The sequence below is a fragment of the Streptomyces sp. NPDC126503 genome (assembly GCF_040302405.1).
GTDB lineage: Bacteria > Actinomycetota > Actinomycetes > Streptomycetales > Streptomycetaceae > Streptomyces > Streptomyces gulbargensis.
Genome location: NZ_JBEORS010000015.1, coordinates 25,649 through 40,285 on the forward strand (window position 1 = coordinate 25,649; position 14,637 = coordinate 40,285).

The 14,637-nt window shown below is 73.1% G+C and carries 14 protein-coding genes and 2 pseudogenes; 9 read left to right on the forward strand and 7 right to left on the reverse strand.

Translation table 11 applies throughout. The features are described from left to right. Positions 1-85: 85 nt before the first annotated feature. The gene (locus ABTY40_RS19960; protein ID WP_352060730.1) at positions 86-1,243 is read left to right on the forward strand and encodes a hypothetical protein; all 1,158 of its coding nucleotides are present in this window, start codon (positions 86-88) and stop codon (positions 1,241-1,243) included. A gap of 17 nt (positions 1,244-1,260) precedes the next feature. On the opposite strand, the pseudogene ABTY40_RS19965 reads toward ABTY40_RS19960, so the two are convergent. The 3 genes and pseudogenes from ABTY40_RS19965 to ABTY40_RS19975 form a co-directional block, all read right to left on the reverse strand. Then, positions 1,261-1,389: pseudogene (locus tag ABTY40_RS19965) on the reverse strand (IS5/IS1182 family transposase); the annotation flags it as partial. A gap of 103 nt (positions 1,390-1,492) precedes the next feature. Next, positions 1,493-2,344: a methyltransferase domain-containing protein gene (locus ABTY40_RS19970; protein ID WP_352060731.1), complete on the reverse strand. Its 852-nt coding sequence runs from the start codon at positions 2,342-2,344 to the stop codon at positions 1,493-1,495. 307 nt (positions 2,345-2,651) lie between these two features. Then, entirely contained in the window at positions 2,652-3,542 is an 891-nt protein-coding gene (locus tag ABTY40_RS19975; protein WP_352060732.1) for a LysR family transcriptional regulator, read from the reverse strand. 103 nt (positions 3,543-3,645) lie between these two features. On the opposite strand from ABTY40_RS19975, the gene ABTY40_RS19980 reads away from it, so the two are divergent. The 7 genes and pseudogenes from ABTY40_RS19980 to ABTY40_RS20010 all read left to right on the forward strand — a co-directional run bounded on the left by ABTY40_RS19980 (position 3,646) and on the right by ABTY40_RS20010 (position 9,964). Beyond that, positions 3,646-4,680 (forward strand): DMT family transporter, encoded by a 1,035-nt coding sequence (locus tag ABTY40_RS19980; protein ID WP_352060854.1) that lies wholly within the window; start codon positions 3,646-3,648, stop codon positions 4,678-4,680. Then, positions 4,677-6,169: pseudogene (locus tag ABTY40_RS19985) on the forward strand (leucyl aminopeptidase); the annotation flags it as partial. The gene ABTY40_RS19980 and the pseudogene ABTY40_RS19985, both read left to right, overlap by 4 nt. A gap of 92 nt (positions 6,170-6,261) precedes the next feature. After that, positions 6,262-7,161 (forward strand): PhzF family phenazine biosynthesis isomerase, encoded by a 900-nt coding sequence (locus ABTY40_RS19990; RefSeq protein WP_352060733.1) that lies wholly within the window; start codon positions 6,262-6,264, stop codon positions 7,159-7,161. Between the two features lie 118 nt (positions 7,162-7,279). After that, a complete protein-coding gene (locus ABTY40_RS19995; protein ID WP_352060734.1) occupies positions 7,280-7,786 on the forward strand; it encodes a GNAT family N-acetyltransferase in 507 nt (168 codons plus the stop codon). A gap of 106 nt (positions 7,787-7,892) precedes the next feature. Next, positions 7,893-8,486, forward strand: a complete 594-nt coding sequence (locus ABTY40_RS20000; RefSeq protein WP_352060735.1) for a TetR/AcrR family transcriptional regulator — start codon at positions 7,893-7,895, stop codon at positions 8,484-8,486. After that, positions 8,483-9,349, forward strand: coding sequence for an alpha/beta fold hydrolase (locus ABTY40_RS20005; RefSeq protein ID WP_352060736.1), 867 nt, complete (start codon positions 8,483-8,485; stop codon positions 9,347-9,349). The genes ABTY40_RS20000 and ABTY40_RS20005 overlap by 4 nt, the downstream gene beginning before the upstream one ends. A 90-nt stretch (positions 9,350-9,439) precedes the next feature. Next, positions 9,440-9,964 (forward strand): GNAT family N-acetyltransferase, encoded by a 525-nt coding sequence (locus tag ABTY40_RS20010; RefSeq protein ID WP_352060737.1) that lies wholly within the window; start codon positions 9,440-9,442, stop codon positions 9,962-9,964. Positions 9,965-10,117: 153 nt separating this feature from the next. Here the strand turns inward: ABTY40_RS20010 and ABTY40_RS20015 are convergent, their stop codons facing one another. The 4 genes from ABTY40_RS20015 to ABTY40_RS20030 all read right to left on the reverse strand — a co-directional run bounded on the left by ABTY40_RS20015 (position 10,118) and on the right by ABTY40_RS20030 (position 13,808). Next, positions 10,118-11,335, reverse strand: a complete 1,218-nt coding sequence (locus ABTY40_RS20015) for an NAD(P)/FAD-dependent oxidoreductase (protein WP_352060738.1) — start codon at positions 11,333-11,335, stop codon at positions 10,118-10,120. A gap of 50 nt (positions 11,336-11,385) precedes the next feature. After that, a complete protein-coding gene (gene sigJ / locus ABTY40_RS20020; protein ID WP_352060739.1) occupies positions 11,386-12,327 on the reverse strand; it encodes an RNA polymerase sigma factor SigJ in 942 nt (313 codons plus the stop codon). Between the two features lie 177 nt (positions 12,328-12,504). Further along, the gene (locus ABTY40_RS20025) at positions 12,505-13,212 is read right to left on the reverse strand and encodes an SDR family oxidoreductase (RefSeq protein ID WP_352060740.1); all 708 of its coding nucleotides are present in this window, start codon (positions 13,210-13,212) and stop codon (positions 12,505-12,507) included. A gap of 335 nt (positions 13,213-13,547) precedes the next feature. Next, entirely contained in the window at positions 13,548-13,808 is a 261-nt protein-coding gene (locus ABTY40_RS20030; RefSeq protein ID WP_352060741.1) for a hypothetical protein, read from the reverse strand. A 110-nt stretch (positions 13,809-13,918) separates the two neighbouring features. On the opposite strand from ABTY40_RS20030, the gene ABTY40_RS20035 reads away from it, so the two are divergent. Then, entirely contained in the window at positions 13,919-14,533 is a 615-nt protein-coding gene (locus ABTY40_RS20035; protein WP_352060742.1) for a TetR/AcrR family transcriptional regulator, read from the forward strand. Positions 14,534-14,637: the final 104 nt, after the last annotated feature.

The following is a 14,637-nucleotide window of genomic DNA, read 5'->3' on the forward strand; positions in this document are numbered from 1 at the left end:
GCGTGAGGGTCAAGCCGGGGGAAACCGTGCCCGGAGAGCGAGACCGAGACCGCTACCAGGGAACCGACGCCCCGGCAGGGCAACCATGCGGCCTCGCGGCGAGTCTCATGAACGATCACAGAGTGATCGGGACGACGAGGAGACCATCATCACCGCCCTACGCAAGACCCTGACCGCCACCGCGATCGCCGGAGCCGTCCTGGCGGGCACGGCGGCCTGCGGCACGGTGCAGCAGCTGTCCGCCGGCCAGAAGCTCGACCAGGCCTTCGAGAAGCTGGGCCAGGAGAAGTCGATCTCCTTCGAGGTGGACCTGGACACCGACGCCGCGACCATCAAACGGCTGGACGGCGAGTCCGACCCCGCCCCGGGGACGGAGATACCGCAGGACACCGCCGAACTGCTCAGCGAGGCCACGCTCAGCTTCACGGTGGAGTCGACGAAACCGCTCGCCGAATCCGGGGAGAAGGACGTCATCGGCACCGCCCTGAAGGTCACCAACCCCGACGGCGACCTGCTCGAGTACCGGACCGTCGGCGACTACACGTACCTCCGCGCCGACGTCGAAGCGCTCACCGGGGCCCTGGACGGCCCCCTGCCGACGGCCGACGAGCTGCCCCCGGAAGCCGCGGGCCTCAAGAAGGCCCTCGAAGGCGAGTGGGTCAAGTTCCGTACGGACGCCATGAAAGAGGCCGGAGAGGAGCTGAACGAGGCCGGGGAGGAGCCGAACGGGGGCAGTGGCGAGCCGCCGGCCGGGCCCTCGCTGGACCCGAAGACGCAGAAGAAGCTCCTGGAGTCCGTCCGCGAAGTCGTCGCCCGGGACGTCGACTTCACCACGGCCGGAGGCGAGGACGGCACCGAGCACATCACCGCCTCCGCGCCCTTCCGTACCCTGATCACCGACCTGGTCGGTGAGATCCGCCCGTTCGCCAAGGACCTGCCGGTCGGTACGGGCCTTCCCTCGGACGAGGACCTCAAGGAAGCCCCCGACGGCAAGGTCACCGCCGACTTCACGCTCAGGAACGGCGCGCTCTTCGAGGTGTACGTCGACCTCACCGAACTGGCCGAGGCCCCGAAGGGGGCGAAGTTCGGCCTGAGCGTGAAGATGAGCGGCGGCACCCGGCCCACCGCCCCCGCCGGGGCCACCGAGATCGACCTGGACCAGATCATGAGCGGTTTCGCGGGCGCCGCCATGGAGGAGGACGAGGACCTGGGCTTCGGCGAGCTTCCCGAAGAGCCCGCCTAGGTCGTGCCTCTCAGTGATCGTTTCACGACGTTCCCGCGCTTGTAGGTCTCGGTGTCCGGAGTCCGGGGCGGTCCGCCGCTGCGGCCTTTCCTCGTGCGGTCGGCCTGCTGATCGGCACGCTCGGGAATCACGGCGCGGATGCCGCGAACCGCGAGGTCTTCGGACCTGCCTTCCCCGCGCCGCGGGGAAGGCAGGGCACCAGGCGTGACCGTTGCTCGTCGGCCGGCAGGCGCGTGCGCCCGCTCGTGGTCACCGAGGCCGGTAGGCGGTGGCCAGCACGGAGATGATGACTCGATCGGGCAGGACGCCGCCGCCGATGAGGTCCGCAGGACTCACGTGGCGTGCGCTCGGCGTCATCCCGACCAGATCCAGGGCATCCGGCTTGGTCAGGGGAACGGAGTACTGCACCTGCTCGGTGACGACGGCCTCGAAGAGGGGGTTGAGCGCTCGGTGCAGGCGCTGCTCCTTGGCCGGGTCGATCGTGACCATTGCGGGCATCTGGCCACGCATCTCGGCCAAGTGCCGACCGGTGGGTCGGATCACGATCAGCCGACCGGTTGGGCGCAGAACGCGGTGGAACTCGGTCGCGTTCCGTGGGGCGAACACGTTCAGCACGACCTCGGCCGCCCCGTCGGCCAGCGGGAAGGGGCGGAACACGTCCCAAGCCACCGCGGCGGCTCGGTCGTGGGCACGGGCTGCCGAGCGCAGCGCGCGCACCGATGTGTCCATCCCCAGACCGCGGGCGCTGGGCAGTTCGTCGAGTACGCCGGCCAGGTAGTAGCCCGTGCCGCACCCGACATCCACCACCGTGCCTTGCTCGGACACGGCGTCGGCCGCCAAGCGGGCCCCGACTTCGCGGATGGGCGCGTACGCGCCGGTGGACAGAAATCGGTCCCGGGCCTGAACCATGCCCGCGTCGTCGCCGCTGATGGCGCGGGTGCCCGTCAGCAGGCCGGCATAGCCGTGCCGGGCGATGTCGAAGGTATGGCCCACTGGGCAGCGCAGTGCGCCGTGGTCGGGGTGCAGGCGGCGCGTACGGCACGCGGGGCAGCGCAGCAGGTCGAGGGACAGGGCGAGGGCAGGGGGAAGAGACACGGGCACGAGGCACTCCTGGCAAGGGGTGAGGGGAAGGGATCGTGCCTGCGCGATCGGAGCGTCACTGTCCCGGAAAAGAACGGGCAGCATCGGGACGGGGTACACGCAGCAGGCACACCAAGGAGGGCGGCGCCGTCCGGCGTCGCCCTCAGCGCCTTCCCATCAGAGGAAGCAGCAGTGCGGGGTGCTCATGAATGCCACGTCATCAGTCTACGAGCCCGGCGGAGACCGTCACGACTCGGTGCCCAGGAAGAGCCGGGAGACACGGCCGGACCATGACCCGCGGGCGCGCGCCCCATCCGGAGCACCCCCGTCACTCCCGCCCCGAGTCCCTCAGGGCGTCGAGCAGTGTGCGCAGCACGGGCTGCTCCAGGGAACTGTGCCGGACCACGGCGTGGATCGCCCTGACCGGCTCGGGGTGTCGGACCCGCCGGACGACGACGCCGGGATGACGGGCACTCAGGCCGAGGCCCGGAATGAGACTGACGCCGAGGCCGGCGGCCACGAACCCCTGGGCCGTCGCGTAGTCCTCCGAGGTGGCCGCGAAGTCCGGGCTGAAGCCCGCCGCGGCGCAGGCGTCGACGAGGGGAGCAAGACACGGGCCGGGGGGCTCGCTGCTCACCCACGGTTCGCCGGCCAGGTCGGCCAGGTCGACCACCCGCTTCGCGGCGAGCCGGTGCCCGGTGGGCAGAACGGCCCGGTACGCGTCGTCGAGCAGGTGGACGACGCGGATGCCCTGCCGGGCGTCGGCCGGCGGCCGAACGACGACGGCCAGGTCGGCGTCGCCCTGGATCACCTCCGACAAGGCGTCGTCCGGAGCGGCCAGGCGGGGATCGATGGCCACCCCCGGATGCTCGCGGCGCACGCGGGCCAGCGCGGGCGCCAGCAGGGTCGGGCCCACGGAGGCGAAGTAGCGCAGGGTCAACCGGCCTTCGCGCCCGGCGCGCAGATCGGCCAGCGCCGTCTCCGCCTCGGCGAGGTGCTCGCTGATGACCGCCGCGTACCGCGTGAGCAGCAGTCCGGCCTCCGTCGGCCGGACGCCCCGGCCGACCCGTTCCAGCAGGGTGCTCCCGGTCTCCCTCTCCAGGGCGGAGATCTGCTGGCTCACGGCGGACGGGGTGTAACCGAGATGTGTGGCCGCCGCCGTCACGGAACCGCTGGTGATCACGGCGCGGAGCACCTGCATGCGTCTCACATCAATCATGTAGGACAACTTAACAAAGGCGTAGAACCTTTTTCTTGTCCTTCCGAAAGGAGTGCGGCACCGTTCAAAGCAACTGATCAAGGAGTTGACGGTGAACGGTGTCATGGACAGGACCCGGGCAGGCGCGCGGATCGCCCTGCTCGCCCTCCTCTGGGGTTCGACCTTCCTCTGGATCGAGGTGGCCCTGGAGGCGCTGGCCCCGGTGCAGGTGACGTTCGCCCGCTGCCTGCTGGGGTCGGTGACCCTGCTGGCCGTCTGTCTGGGGTCCGGCCGCCGGCTGCCACGCGGCCGGCAGGTCTGGGGCAGTGTCGTCCTGGCCGCCTTCTTCTGCAACGCCCTGCCGTTCGCCCTCTTCAGCTTCGGCCAGCAGAGCATCGACTCCGGGATCGCCGGCGTCCTCAACGCGACCACCCCCCTGTGGTCCGTGCTCATGGGTGCGGTCACCGGATCCGAGCGCGGCCCGCGGCCGTCCCGCGTGGCCGGACTCCTGATCGGCTTCGCCGGAGTCGTCCTGATCTCGGCGCCCTGGCAGGCGACCGGAGCGGGCGGCCGGGGCGCACTCGCCGTCGTCGGCGCGGCATGCAGCTACGCCGTCGGCTTCCTGATCATGGGACGCCTGGTCGGCAGGGGCATCCCGACGATCTCACTGTCCGCGGCCCAACTCCTCGCCGCGACCGCCCTCACGGCCCCCACCCTGGTGGCCGGAGGCCTGGCCCCCGTCGACATCACCCCGGGACAGCTCGTCGCCGTCGCCGTCCTGGGAGTCGTCGCCACCGGCGTCACCTTCCACCTCACCTACCGGAACATCGCCGCCGAAGGCGCCACCAGCACGGCCACCGTCGGCTATCTGCTCCCGGTGGTCTCCGTCGCGCTGGGAGTCGTCGTGCTCCACGAGGACTTCGGCGTCCGGATCGCCCTCGGCATGGCCGTCGTCCTCGCCGGGGTGGCCCTGACCCGCCTCCCACCACGAGCCCCGGCCCCGGCCCCGGCCGCTCCTCCGGCTCCGGACGCGGACCCGACCGGTTCCCCCCGCCCGAACGCCCGCCCCCCACAACCCCCTTGTCCGGACCACCGCCGCCCGAACGCCGGCCGGCCGAAGCCCGGCCCCGCACCCGAGGAACGAGACGTACGACCGTGACCACCCTGACCGTGACCACCACCCCCGCCGCGTCCGTACCCGCCGACTGGCTCGTGATCGGCGTCGCCCAGACCCCCGACGGTCCCGTCCCGGCGACGGAAGCGACGACGGACGAAGCGGCCGGTGGTGAACTACGCGCCCGTCTCACCGCCTTCGGGGCGACCGGCGCGCCCGGCGAGACGCTCCGCCTGCCCGGCCCCGCCGGAATCCCCGGCGCCCTGGTCCTCGCCGTCGGCCTCGGGCCCGCCCCCGCCGACCGCGACGGTTACGGCGCCGAGACGCTGCGCCGCGCCGCCGGAGAAGCCGCGCGCACCCTGGCCGGCGCCGACCGGATCGCCCTGGCCCTGCCGGCCCGGACCGGTGAGGACGTGGAGGCGGTGGCACTGGGGGCCCTGCTCGGGACCTACACCTTCACCGCGTACCGCACCACCCGCCCGACGCCGCCGGTCCGCGAGGCGACCGTGCTCGCGGACGCCGGCCTCCGCGCGGTCGCGGAGGCCGCCGTACGGCGTGCCCGCACCGTGGCGGAGGAGGTGAACCGGGCCCGCGACCTCGTCAACACCCCCGCCAACGACCTGTATCCCGAGAGTTTCGCCACCGCCGTGGTCACCGCGGGACGGGAACACGGCCTCGCCGTCCAGGTGCTCGACGAGCACGCGCTCGCCGCCGGCGGCTACGGAGGCATCCTCGGCGTCGGCCAGGGTTCGGTACGACCGCCCCGGCTGGTACGGATCGCCCACACCCACCCCCGCGCCACGACGACGCTCGCCTTCGTCGGCAAGGGCATCACCTACGACTCGGGCGGCATCTCACTGAAGCCCGTCGGCGCCAACGAGATCATGAAACGCGACATGTCCGGGGCTGCGGCCGTCCTCGCCGCGGTCCTGGCCGCCGCCCGGCTGGACCTCGCCGTCAACGTCACGGCTGGCTCGCACTCGCCGAGAACATGCCCTCCGGCTCCGCCCTGCGCCCCGGCGACGTCCTGCGGATGTACGGGGGCCGGACCGTCGAGGTGCTCAACACGGACGCCGAGGGCCGTCTGGTGCTCGCCGACGCCCTCGTACGGGCGGCCGAGGAACAGCCCGACGCGCTCGTGGACGTCGCCACGCTCACCGCCGCGACACGCTTCGGCCTCGGCGACCACGTCTTCGCGGTGATGGGCGACGACGACACCTTCCGCGACCGGGTGCTGGCCGCCGCCCGGGACGCGGGCGAGCGGGCGTGGCCGATGCCGCTGCCGGAGGAACTGCGCGGCAGCCTGGACTCGCGGGTGGCGGACATCGCCAACTACGGTGCTCGGATGGGCGGCGGACTGGTGGCCGGTCTCTTCCTGCGGGAGTTCGTCCCGGCCGGCGTCCCCTGGGCCCACCTGGACATCGCAGGTCCCGCCTTCAACGAGGGCGGCCCGCACGGCCACACGCCCAGCGGCGGCACCGGCTGCGCCGTCCGCACCCTCGTCCGGCTCGCCGCCGACGCGGCGGCCGGCGACCACCCCGGCAGCCCGGCCGCGGACGCCATCGCCGCCCTCGGGGCCGTCGTGCCTTCCGCGGTCGCCACCGCCGCCGACGGAACGGAGGACCGGTGAGCATCCTCTACCAGGTCGACGCCTTCACCCCCACTCCGTTCAGCGGCAACCCGGCCGGCGTCGTCCTCACGGCCGACCACCTCACCGACGCGCAGATGCTCGCCGTGGCCAGGGAACTCAACAACTCGGAGACCGCCTTCGTCCTGCGCGCCGACGCCCCCGACCACGACGTGCGCGTACGGTTCTTCACCCCCACGACCGAGGTCCCCACCTGCGGACACGCCACTGTCGCCGCCCATTTCGCCCGCGCCGTCGAGTACGCACTGCCCTCCGGCCCACTGGTGCAGAAGACGGGCACGGGCCTGCGGCAGCGGGTGCGTGTCGACCGTGACGGCGAGCGCGTACGGATCCACATGCACCAGGGAGTGGCCGCGTTCGGCCCCGAACTGAACGGCCCGCAGGTCGAACGGCTGCTGCGCGCCCTGGGCGCCGCACCCGGGGACCTGTCCGGCGACGGCCCGGTCCAGATCGTCTCCACGGGCCACGCCAAGGTCCTGGTCGGACTGCGCGACCGCGCCGCCGTGGACGCCCTGCGGCCGGACCCCGCCGCCCTCACGGCCCTCAGCCGCACCCTCGACACCAACGGTTTCTTCGTCTTCGCCCGAGCCACCGGCGACGCGCGCCTGCTCACCTGGTCCCGGATGTTCGCCCCCGCGATCGGCATCCCCGAGGACCCCGTGACGGGCAACGGCCACGGCCCCCTCGGCGCGTACCTGCTCCGGCACGGCATCGTGCCCGCGCCGGAGGGCCGCCTGTCCTTCACCGGGCGGCAGGGAGCCGCCATGGGCCGCCCCGGGGACGTCCGGGTCGACGTCCACACCACCACCGCCGGCGAACCGGACGTCTCGATCAGCGGCACCGCGGCGACGGCGTTCCGAACGGAACTTCCGATCTGAGAGAGACGGCCTCGGGCGCGCCGCCTCGGGCCCGCCTCGGGCACGGGACCGGGCCCGAACGCCCCCACCGGCGGGGGCAGATGGGGGAGAGCGGGGGCGGAAGGGGGAGAGTGGGGGCATGACGACATACGAGACGATGCCGTTCCACCTGGAGACCGAGCGGCTGATCCTGCGGCCGTGGACCCTGTCGGACGCCGAGGAGTTCTCCGCCCTCCTCGCCGAGCGCGGCAAGGAGAAGCCGCCGGTGGAGCGGATCCGTACCGCCATCGGAGAACTCCTCGCCGCCACCCGGACCACGGGGATCGCCCTGCTGCCCGTCCAGCGCCGCCACGAGCGCGACTTCATCGGTTACTGCGGACTGATCACCGGCCGCTCCACCCTGGAGGAGCCCGAGATCGCGTACGAGCTCTTCCGGCGCGCGCACGGCCAGGGTTACGCCACCGAGGCGGCCCGCGCGGTGCTCGGCGCCGCCGCCGCGACCGGGCGGAAGCGGCTCTGGGCGACCGTCGGCACCTGGAACGCCCCGTCCCTCCGCGTGCTGGAGAAGCTCGGCTTCGAGCAGGACCGCGTGACCACGGAGCAGGAGGCCGGTGAAGTGGCGTGGCTGGTCCGCCCGTTGCCGTGACATGCGGGCCTCGGCCCGCACAGGAGGCAGCCGCCGCGGGCATCGAAACACTTGGCATTCCTAGGACTCCTAGGTTTAAACTAGGACTCCTAGGAAGGGAGGGCGCATGGTGCGTGCCGGACTGACGGCGGAGCGTGTCACCACCGCCGGCGCCGAACTGGCGGACGAGGTGGGCTTCGAGCAGGTGACCATGGCGCGGGTGGCACGGCGGCTGGGCGTGAAGGACGCGAGTCTCTACGCGCACGTGCGCAACCTGCAGGACCTGCGGGGCCGGATCGCGCTGCTGGCGGCGGACGAGAAGACCCTCCGCATCGCGGAGGCGACCGCCGGCCGAGCGGGCAAGGACGCGCTGCTCGCCTTCGCCGACGCCTGGCGCGCGTACGCCCACCGGCACCCGGGCCGCTACGCGGCGACGCAGACCCCGATCGAGATCGACCCGGAGCTGGCCGCCCGGGCGGCCGGACCGCGCCGGGCGGTCGAGCTGACCTACGGCATGCTGCGCGGCTACGGCCTGACCGAGCCCGACCTGACGGACGCGGTCCGGCTGCTGCGCAGCACGTTCCACGGCTTCGTCGCCCTGGAGGCGGCGGGCGGCTTCGCCCACGAGCGTACGCCGCAGGAGTCCTGGGACCGCTCCCTGGACGCGCTCCACACCCTCCTGGAGCACTGGCCCTCCGCTCGAGAAGGAGGCTCCGCATGACCGAGCCCACCCCCGGCCGCCTGCGTGTGCCCGGCGCCACCCTGCACTACGAAGTACGCGGCCACGGCCCGCTCCTCCTGCTGATACCCGGAGGCTCGGGCGGTGCGGCCGCCTTCGACGGTGTCGCCGACGCCCTGGCCCCCGCGTACACCGTCGCCACCTACGACCCGCGCGGCCTGTCCCGCAGCCCCCTGGACGACGCCGGGGCCGGGCAGCGGGTTCCCGAGCACGCCGACGACGCTCTCCGACTGATCGACGAGCTCTCACCCGGAGAACCCGCCCGGGTCTTCGGCTCCAGCTCGGGGGCGATCACCGCCCTCCATCTGCTCACCGCCCACCCCGACCGCGTCGAGCGTGTCGTGGCGCACGAACCACCGGTGGTGGAGCTCCTGCCGGACGCCGCCGCACACCGCGTGTTCATCGACCGTGTTCAGGACGCGCTGCGCACCCAGGGCCTCATGCCCGCGCTGGCCGTGTTCGCGGCCGGGCTGAAGAAGGACGGCGACCCCACCGCACCGCGGACCGCGCCCGAACGCCCCCGACTGCCCTCCCACGCAGCGGCCCGCGCCGAGCGGACCATGGCCGACCTGCCCTACTTCATCGGCCGCATCGTGCCCGGCTTCATGCTCCACCACCCGGACCTGCCACGACTGCGCGCCCTGTCGGACCGGCTCGCCGTCGCCTGCGGCCAGGACTCGGACGGCGAACTCCCGCACCGCGCGGCCACGTTCCTCGCCGAGCGCGTCGGCGCGGAGCTCCTGCGCTTCCCCGGCGGGCACACCGGCCTGACCACCCACCCCGCCGAATTCGGAGAACTCCTGAAGAAGGCCCTGCACACCTCACGCGGCGCTGCGGGCCGCTAGGTTGCTCGTGGTCCGAACCCCGCTCGTGCGCGGCCCCGTTGCGGCTGTCGCCGTACGAAGGGGGACGGGCGCCTGTGCGAAGATCCCGGCGTGAACGATCTACGCTTCCGTCTCGCCGGGGACGCCGACCTCGCCGCCGTCGTGCGGCTGCGCGACGACGCGGCCCGATGGATGCTCGCCCGGGGCGTCAGGGGCCAGTGGCAGCCCGGAGAGCTGGGCGAGGACCACTTCCGCCGGATCATGGAACGGGGGGAGGTGTGGCTCGCGGAGGACCGCGACCGCGTGGTCGGAGCCTGGGAACTCTGGTGGGAGGACGAGGACGCCTGGGGGCCGCAGCCGCCCACGGCGGGCTACGTGCACCGGCTGATGGTGGACCACGGAAGCGTGCCGCCCGGGACGGGACGCCACTTGCTCGGCGCCGCGGAGCACCGCGTGGCCCGGGCGGGCCGCGCGTCGGTCCGCCTCGACTGCCTGGCCGGCAACGCGCGGCTGACGGCGTACTACGTCGACGCCGGCTATCGGATCGTGGGCCACAAGGAGGGCAAGCCGCAGCCCGGTGGTACGCCCAAGTCGTTCACCCTTCTCGAAAAGCCCGTACGGATCGAGCCGGCGTAGGCCGGCCGGCGCGCCCCGCACGCCGGCCGGAAACATGGTCGGCCGGAGCCGTCACCGGCCCGGCCTCCGCCGAGGTCACCCCTGCACCGGCGCGACGAGGAAGCCGGCGGCGAGCGTTCGGGCCCGGCCTCGGGCCGGCTCGCCGCCGGACGTTCAGGAGACCCGCCGGCCGCCGGTGAGAACCAGGTGATCGGCTTCCTCGAGGATCAGGCCCGGGTCGTCCAGGGGCGGACAGATCCACCGCTCGGTGATCAACCGTTTGCGCGCTTTCGCCTCCGCACCGGTCAGCTCGACCCTGCGTTCGTACCCCGTGGTGAAGACGGCACCGGCGGCACCCAGGTCGAGGCACGTCACGTAACCCTTCGGGGCGAACGCGGCCTGCGACCCGCCGAGGAGATCGGCGGCGGCGTTGTGACCGGCGTACTTGCCCATGGGGATGGCGTGCTGACAACTGGGCATGGTGAGGTGACCGTCCTCGACCACGGCCGCCGCCACGTCGCCCGCCGCGTACACCCCGTCCACGCCGCCGACCCGGAGGTACGGGTCCACCTTCAGCCGCCCGAGGCCGTCGCGGGCTCCAGGGAGCGACGCGGCGACCCCGCCGGCCTCGACGCCCGCGGTCCACACCACCGTACGGGCGGGGATGCGGCTGCCGTCGGAGAGCCGCACGCCGTCCTTGCCGACGTCCACGGGCGTCACCGACATGCGGGTGACGACGCCCAGCTCCCGCAGCGCTCCCTCGATCACGGCCCGGGGCCCGGTGCCGAGACCGACACTCTCGCCACGGTCGACGAGCACCACGCGGACCTCGTCCCGCGCCCCCTGAGGTGCGGCGATCGCGCGCAGGCGCGTCACCAGTTCGGTCGCCACCTCCAGTCCGGTGAAGCCGGCGCCGACGACGACCGCGGTGTACCGGCCTGCGGTGACGGGCCCGTCGGGCAGGGCGCGCAGGTGCGCGTCGAGGGCGACCGCCGTCTCCATCGTGTCCACGGCGTGCACATGCTCGGCCCCGGGGACGCGGGGAGCGGTGAGCCGGCTGCCGGTGGCCAGGACCAGGCGTTCGTACGGCCACCGGGCCTCGGCGCCGTCCCGGGAACGGGCCGTGACGCACCGCGCGGCGGTGTCGACTCCGGTGACGGTGGCCTTGACGCGCCGGACACCGATGGGGGAGAGGAAGCGGTCCAAGGGCACACGCATCCGGTGCGGCGCGGCCTCGTACAGGCGGGGCCGGATCACGAGATCGTCGTGGGGCGCGACGAGGGTGACGGGATGGCGGGCACCCGCCGCGCGCACGGCGCGGGTGGCGGCGGCCGCGGCCCAGGCACCGGCGAATCCGCCGCCCACGATCAGAATTCCAGGGTTCTCGGACATGTCGACGTCTGCTCCTGTCGTGCGGGGGGATGGGGGATTGGCGTCGCTCGTCACCTTTCGGCAGTGACGGTCGCGTCGGTCATGTCGGTGGCTTCGGTCGCGTCGGCCGCGAGGTGGGTACGCGTCAGCTTTTCCGGGTTGCGGACGAGGTCCACCGAGGTGATCCGGCCGCCGTCGACCGTGACCGACAGGACACCGACGACGGTGCCGTCCTTCGACCACACGAGCCCGGGGAGGCCGTTGACCGCGACGACGGTGAACCGCCCCGGCGACTTCCGGGAGATCCCGGCCAGGTAGCGGGAGACCCTCTCCGCTCCGACCACGGGGCGGCGGGCGGCCCGTACGACCCCGCCGCCGTCGGCCCGCAGCACCACGCCGGGGTCGAGGAGGCCGAGCAGCCCGGCGATGTCGCCCTCGCGGCACGCGGCGGCGAACGCGTCGACGACATGCCGCCGACTCTCGGCCGTCACCTCGAAGCGGGGGGCTCCCGCGGCCACACGCTTCCGGGCACGGGAGGCGAGCTGGCGGCACGCGGCCGGCGTGCGCCCCACGGCCTCGGCCACCTCGGAGAACTCGAGGCCGAAAACATCGTGCAGGACGAACGCGGTCCGCTCGGCCGGCGTCAGCGACTCGAGCACGACCAGCATCGCCATGCCGAGCGACTCGTCGAGCGTCACCCGGTCCACCGGGTCGACGGCGCCCCCTTCCCCGAGGCTCCCGATCAAGGGCTCCGGCAGCCACGGACCGACGTAGGCCTCGCGACGGTGCCGGGCGGACTTCAGCACGTCCTGGGCCAACCGGGAAGTCGTCACGATCAACCAGCCGGTGAGGTCCCTGATCGCCCCCCACTCCGTCCCGCAAAGCCGCAGCCAGGCGTCCTGCACCACGTCCTCGGCCTCGTCCACGCTGCCGAGAAGCCCGTACGCGATGCCCATGAGCCGCGGCCGGAGACGCTGGAACTCCGCGGCTGCCGCTGTCGTTTCGTCGTTCATACAGGAGAGGACGAGCAGGCCCCCGGATGTGTGACAGCTCCTGCGACCGAGCCGGGGCCGACGCGGTGGACCGTCCGGCCGGCTTCCGCCGGACGCGTCCCGGGGCGAGGCCCGGCCCAGCCTTCCTCCCTACCGCCGGGGCCTCGTCAGAGCCTCGGGGGCCGGCCGGAGAGGCGTCTACCAGGCCAGGGGCTCGCCGTCGCGGAAGAAGCCGCCGGTCGGTCCGGAGTCGGGCAGGGTGGCAGCCCAGACGACGCCGGCGGCGCCCTGCTCGACGGGGCCCCCGCCCGGGCCGCCCATGTCGGTGGCGATCCACCCCGGGCAGACGGCGTTGACCAGGATCCGTTCGGGGTTCAGTTCGTCGGCGAGCTTGCGGGTGAGAGCGTTGAGCGCCGCCTTCGAGACTCCGTAGGCGGGAGTTCCACCGGACATGTGCTCCAAGGACCCGGACCCGCTGGACACGTTCACCACACGGGCGTGGGCCGAGCGGCGCAGCAGCGGCAGGAACGCCTGCGCGGTGCGCCAGGCACCGAAGAGGTTCGTCTCGAGGGTGTGCCGTACGTCGTCGAGGTCGGCGGAGACCGCCCGCTGGTCGGTGTCGTAGTTGACGGCGGCGTTGTTGACGAGGACATCGAGGCGCCCGAAGTCCGCCTCCACCCGGCGGGCGAGGGACGTGACGCCCGCGGCGTCGGTCACGTCCAGTCGGTGCGGCACCCACGTGCCGGGCCCGCCGAGGGCCAGGTCGGCGGCGGCACGCTCGGCATCCTCCTGACGCCGGGCACACAGCAGGACGGTGTGGCCGAGGACCGCGAGTTGACGCGCGGTCTCGCGCCCGATCCCCCGATTGGCGCCGGTGACCAGCGAAACCGGTGCCGCGGTGTTCATGCTCTCTCCCTCCGCGCGGACCATCCGGAGCAGACCGCACGCTATGCCCTCGCCGCGCGTTGCCGGATCGGGCCCGGGACGCAGGCGGCCACGACCTTGGACGTAGTTCTCATGCGACCGATGCCCCGCCCGCCGGGGAAGACCGGGCCCCCACCGGCCCGGTCCCGTCCCCCGCCGGCGCACGGCGTACGGCTCCGGCGCCGGACCGGCCGGTTCACCCGCCCGCGCCCTGCCGGCGAAGTGCCCTTGAGCCGCGCGCCACCCGTGCTCGCCCCGGCAGTATCCGAGTACCCGGGCTCGCTCGGGCCGACCGGTGGACGACGCAACGGACGACGTCACGAACGGCGTCCGGCTCGCTTCCTGGCGCGGTGACGGCGTGCCGCCACTCCGAGCAGGACCACACCCGCGAGTCCGACCAGGAGAGTGGTCCACACCGGCATGTGGGCCGCTCGGATGAGGCCGGCGACACCGAAGCTCGTGTCCCACCCGGCCTCCGTGAGGGCCGAGCCGAAGCCCTGGACGACGAGGATGGTGCCGAACAGCCACAGCAGCCCCTGCCCCGTACCGCTGTCCGACTTCCTGAGTTGATTCGCCATGAGGAGCGTTCCCTTCCCGCTTTCACGCACCGTTCCGATGCGTTCGCATCACATCGTGCAGGCGCACGGGATATGATGCAAGTGCATCAGAACGTGAGGAGGAGCGGGCCGTGCCGAAGCAGGTCGACTACGAGGGCCGACGCCGACAGATCGCCGAGGCGGTCTGCGCCCTGATCGCGCGCTCGGGAATGGAGGCCGTGAGCCTCCGCGACGTCGCCGCCCAGGCCGGCGTGTCCATGGGTGCCGTCCAACGGTGCTTCCGCACCAAGGAGGACATGCTTCTCTTCGCCCTGGAGCACATCACCCAGCGTGTCAGCGAACGTGCCAACGAGCGCATCGAGGCTTCCTCCGCCCCCCAGGCGGCGTCGACCCTGCTCGCCCACAGCCTGGCCGAACTCGCCCTGCTGGACGAGCCGTCGAGAGAACAGGCCCACGTCTGGCTGGCCTTCGTCGCCCACGCCCCCGCCGGCGAGCGACTGACCGCCGTCCTGCACGACACCTATGCCAAACTGCACGCCCTCATCACCTGGCTCGTGCGCTACGGCCAGGAGTCCGGGGAATTCGCCCGGAGCCTCGACCCCGACCGCGAAGCACACACGCTCCTCGCCCTGGCCGACGGCCTCACGGTCCACGTCCTCGCCGGCCACCACTCACCTGCCACGGCGCTGGACGTCCTCCAGCGCCACGTCGACCACCTCCTGAACGACGCCTGCGACCGCAGCTGACGGCTCCAGCCCCCGGCTCGTCCCACCCTCGGCCTTCACGAGGAGCGTCCCTCCACCGTGCGGGGCTCTGGAAGACGGCGGATCCCTCTCCCTCCGGCCGGGTC

Coding starts and splice junctions, on each gene's coding strand:
- ABTY40_RS20015 (WP_352060738.1), bottom strand. CDS start 11,335: ATGTCCGAGAACCCTGGAATTCTGATCGTGGGCGGCGGATTCGCCGGT.
- ABTY40_RS19995 (WP_352060734.1), top strand. CDS start 7,280: ATGACGACATACGAGACGATGCCGTTCCACCTGGAGACCGAGCGGCTG.
- ABTY40_RS19960 (WP_352060730.1), top strand. CDS start 86: ATGCGGCCTCGCGGCGAGTCTCATGAACGATCACAGAGTGATCGGGAC.
- ABTY40_RS20030 (WP_352060741.1), bottom strand. CDS start 13,808: ATGGCGAATCAACTCAGGAAGTCGGACAGCGGTACGGGGCAGGGGCTG.
- ABTY40_RS20000 (WP_352060735.1), top strand. CDS start 7,893: ATGGTGCGTGCCGGACTGACGGCGGAGCGTGTCACCACCGCCGGCGCC.
- ABTY40_RS19980 (WP_352060854.1), top strand. CDS start 3,646: ATGGACAGGACCCGGGCAGGCGCGCGGATCGCCCTGCTCGCCCTCCTC.
- ABTY40_RS19975 (WP_352060732.1), bottom strand. CDS start 3,542: ATGATTGATGTGAGACGCATGCAGGTGCTCCGCGCCGTGATCACCAGC.
- sigJ (WP_352060739.1), bottom strand. CDS start 12,327: ATGAACGACGAAACGACAGCGGCAGCCGCGGAGTTCCAGCGTCTCCGG.
- ABTY40_RS20005 (WP_352060736.1), top strand. CDS start 8,483: ATGACCGAGCCCACCCCCGGCCGCCTGCGTGTGCCCGGCGCCACCCTG.
- ABTY40_RS20025 (WP_352060740.1), bottom strand. CDS start 13,212: ATGAACACCGCGGCACCGGTTTCGCTGGTCACCGGCGCCAATCGGGGG.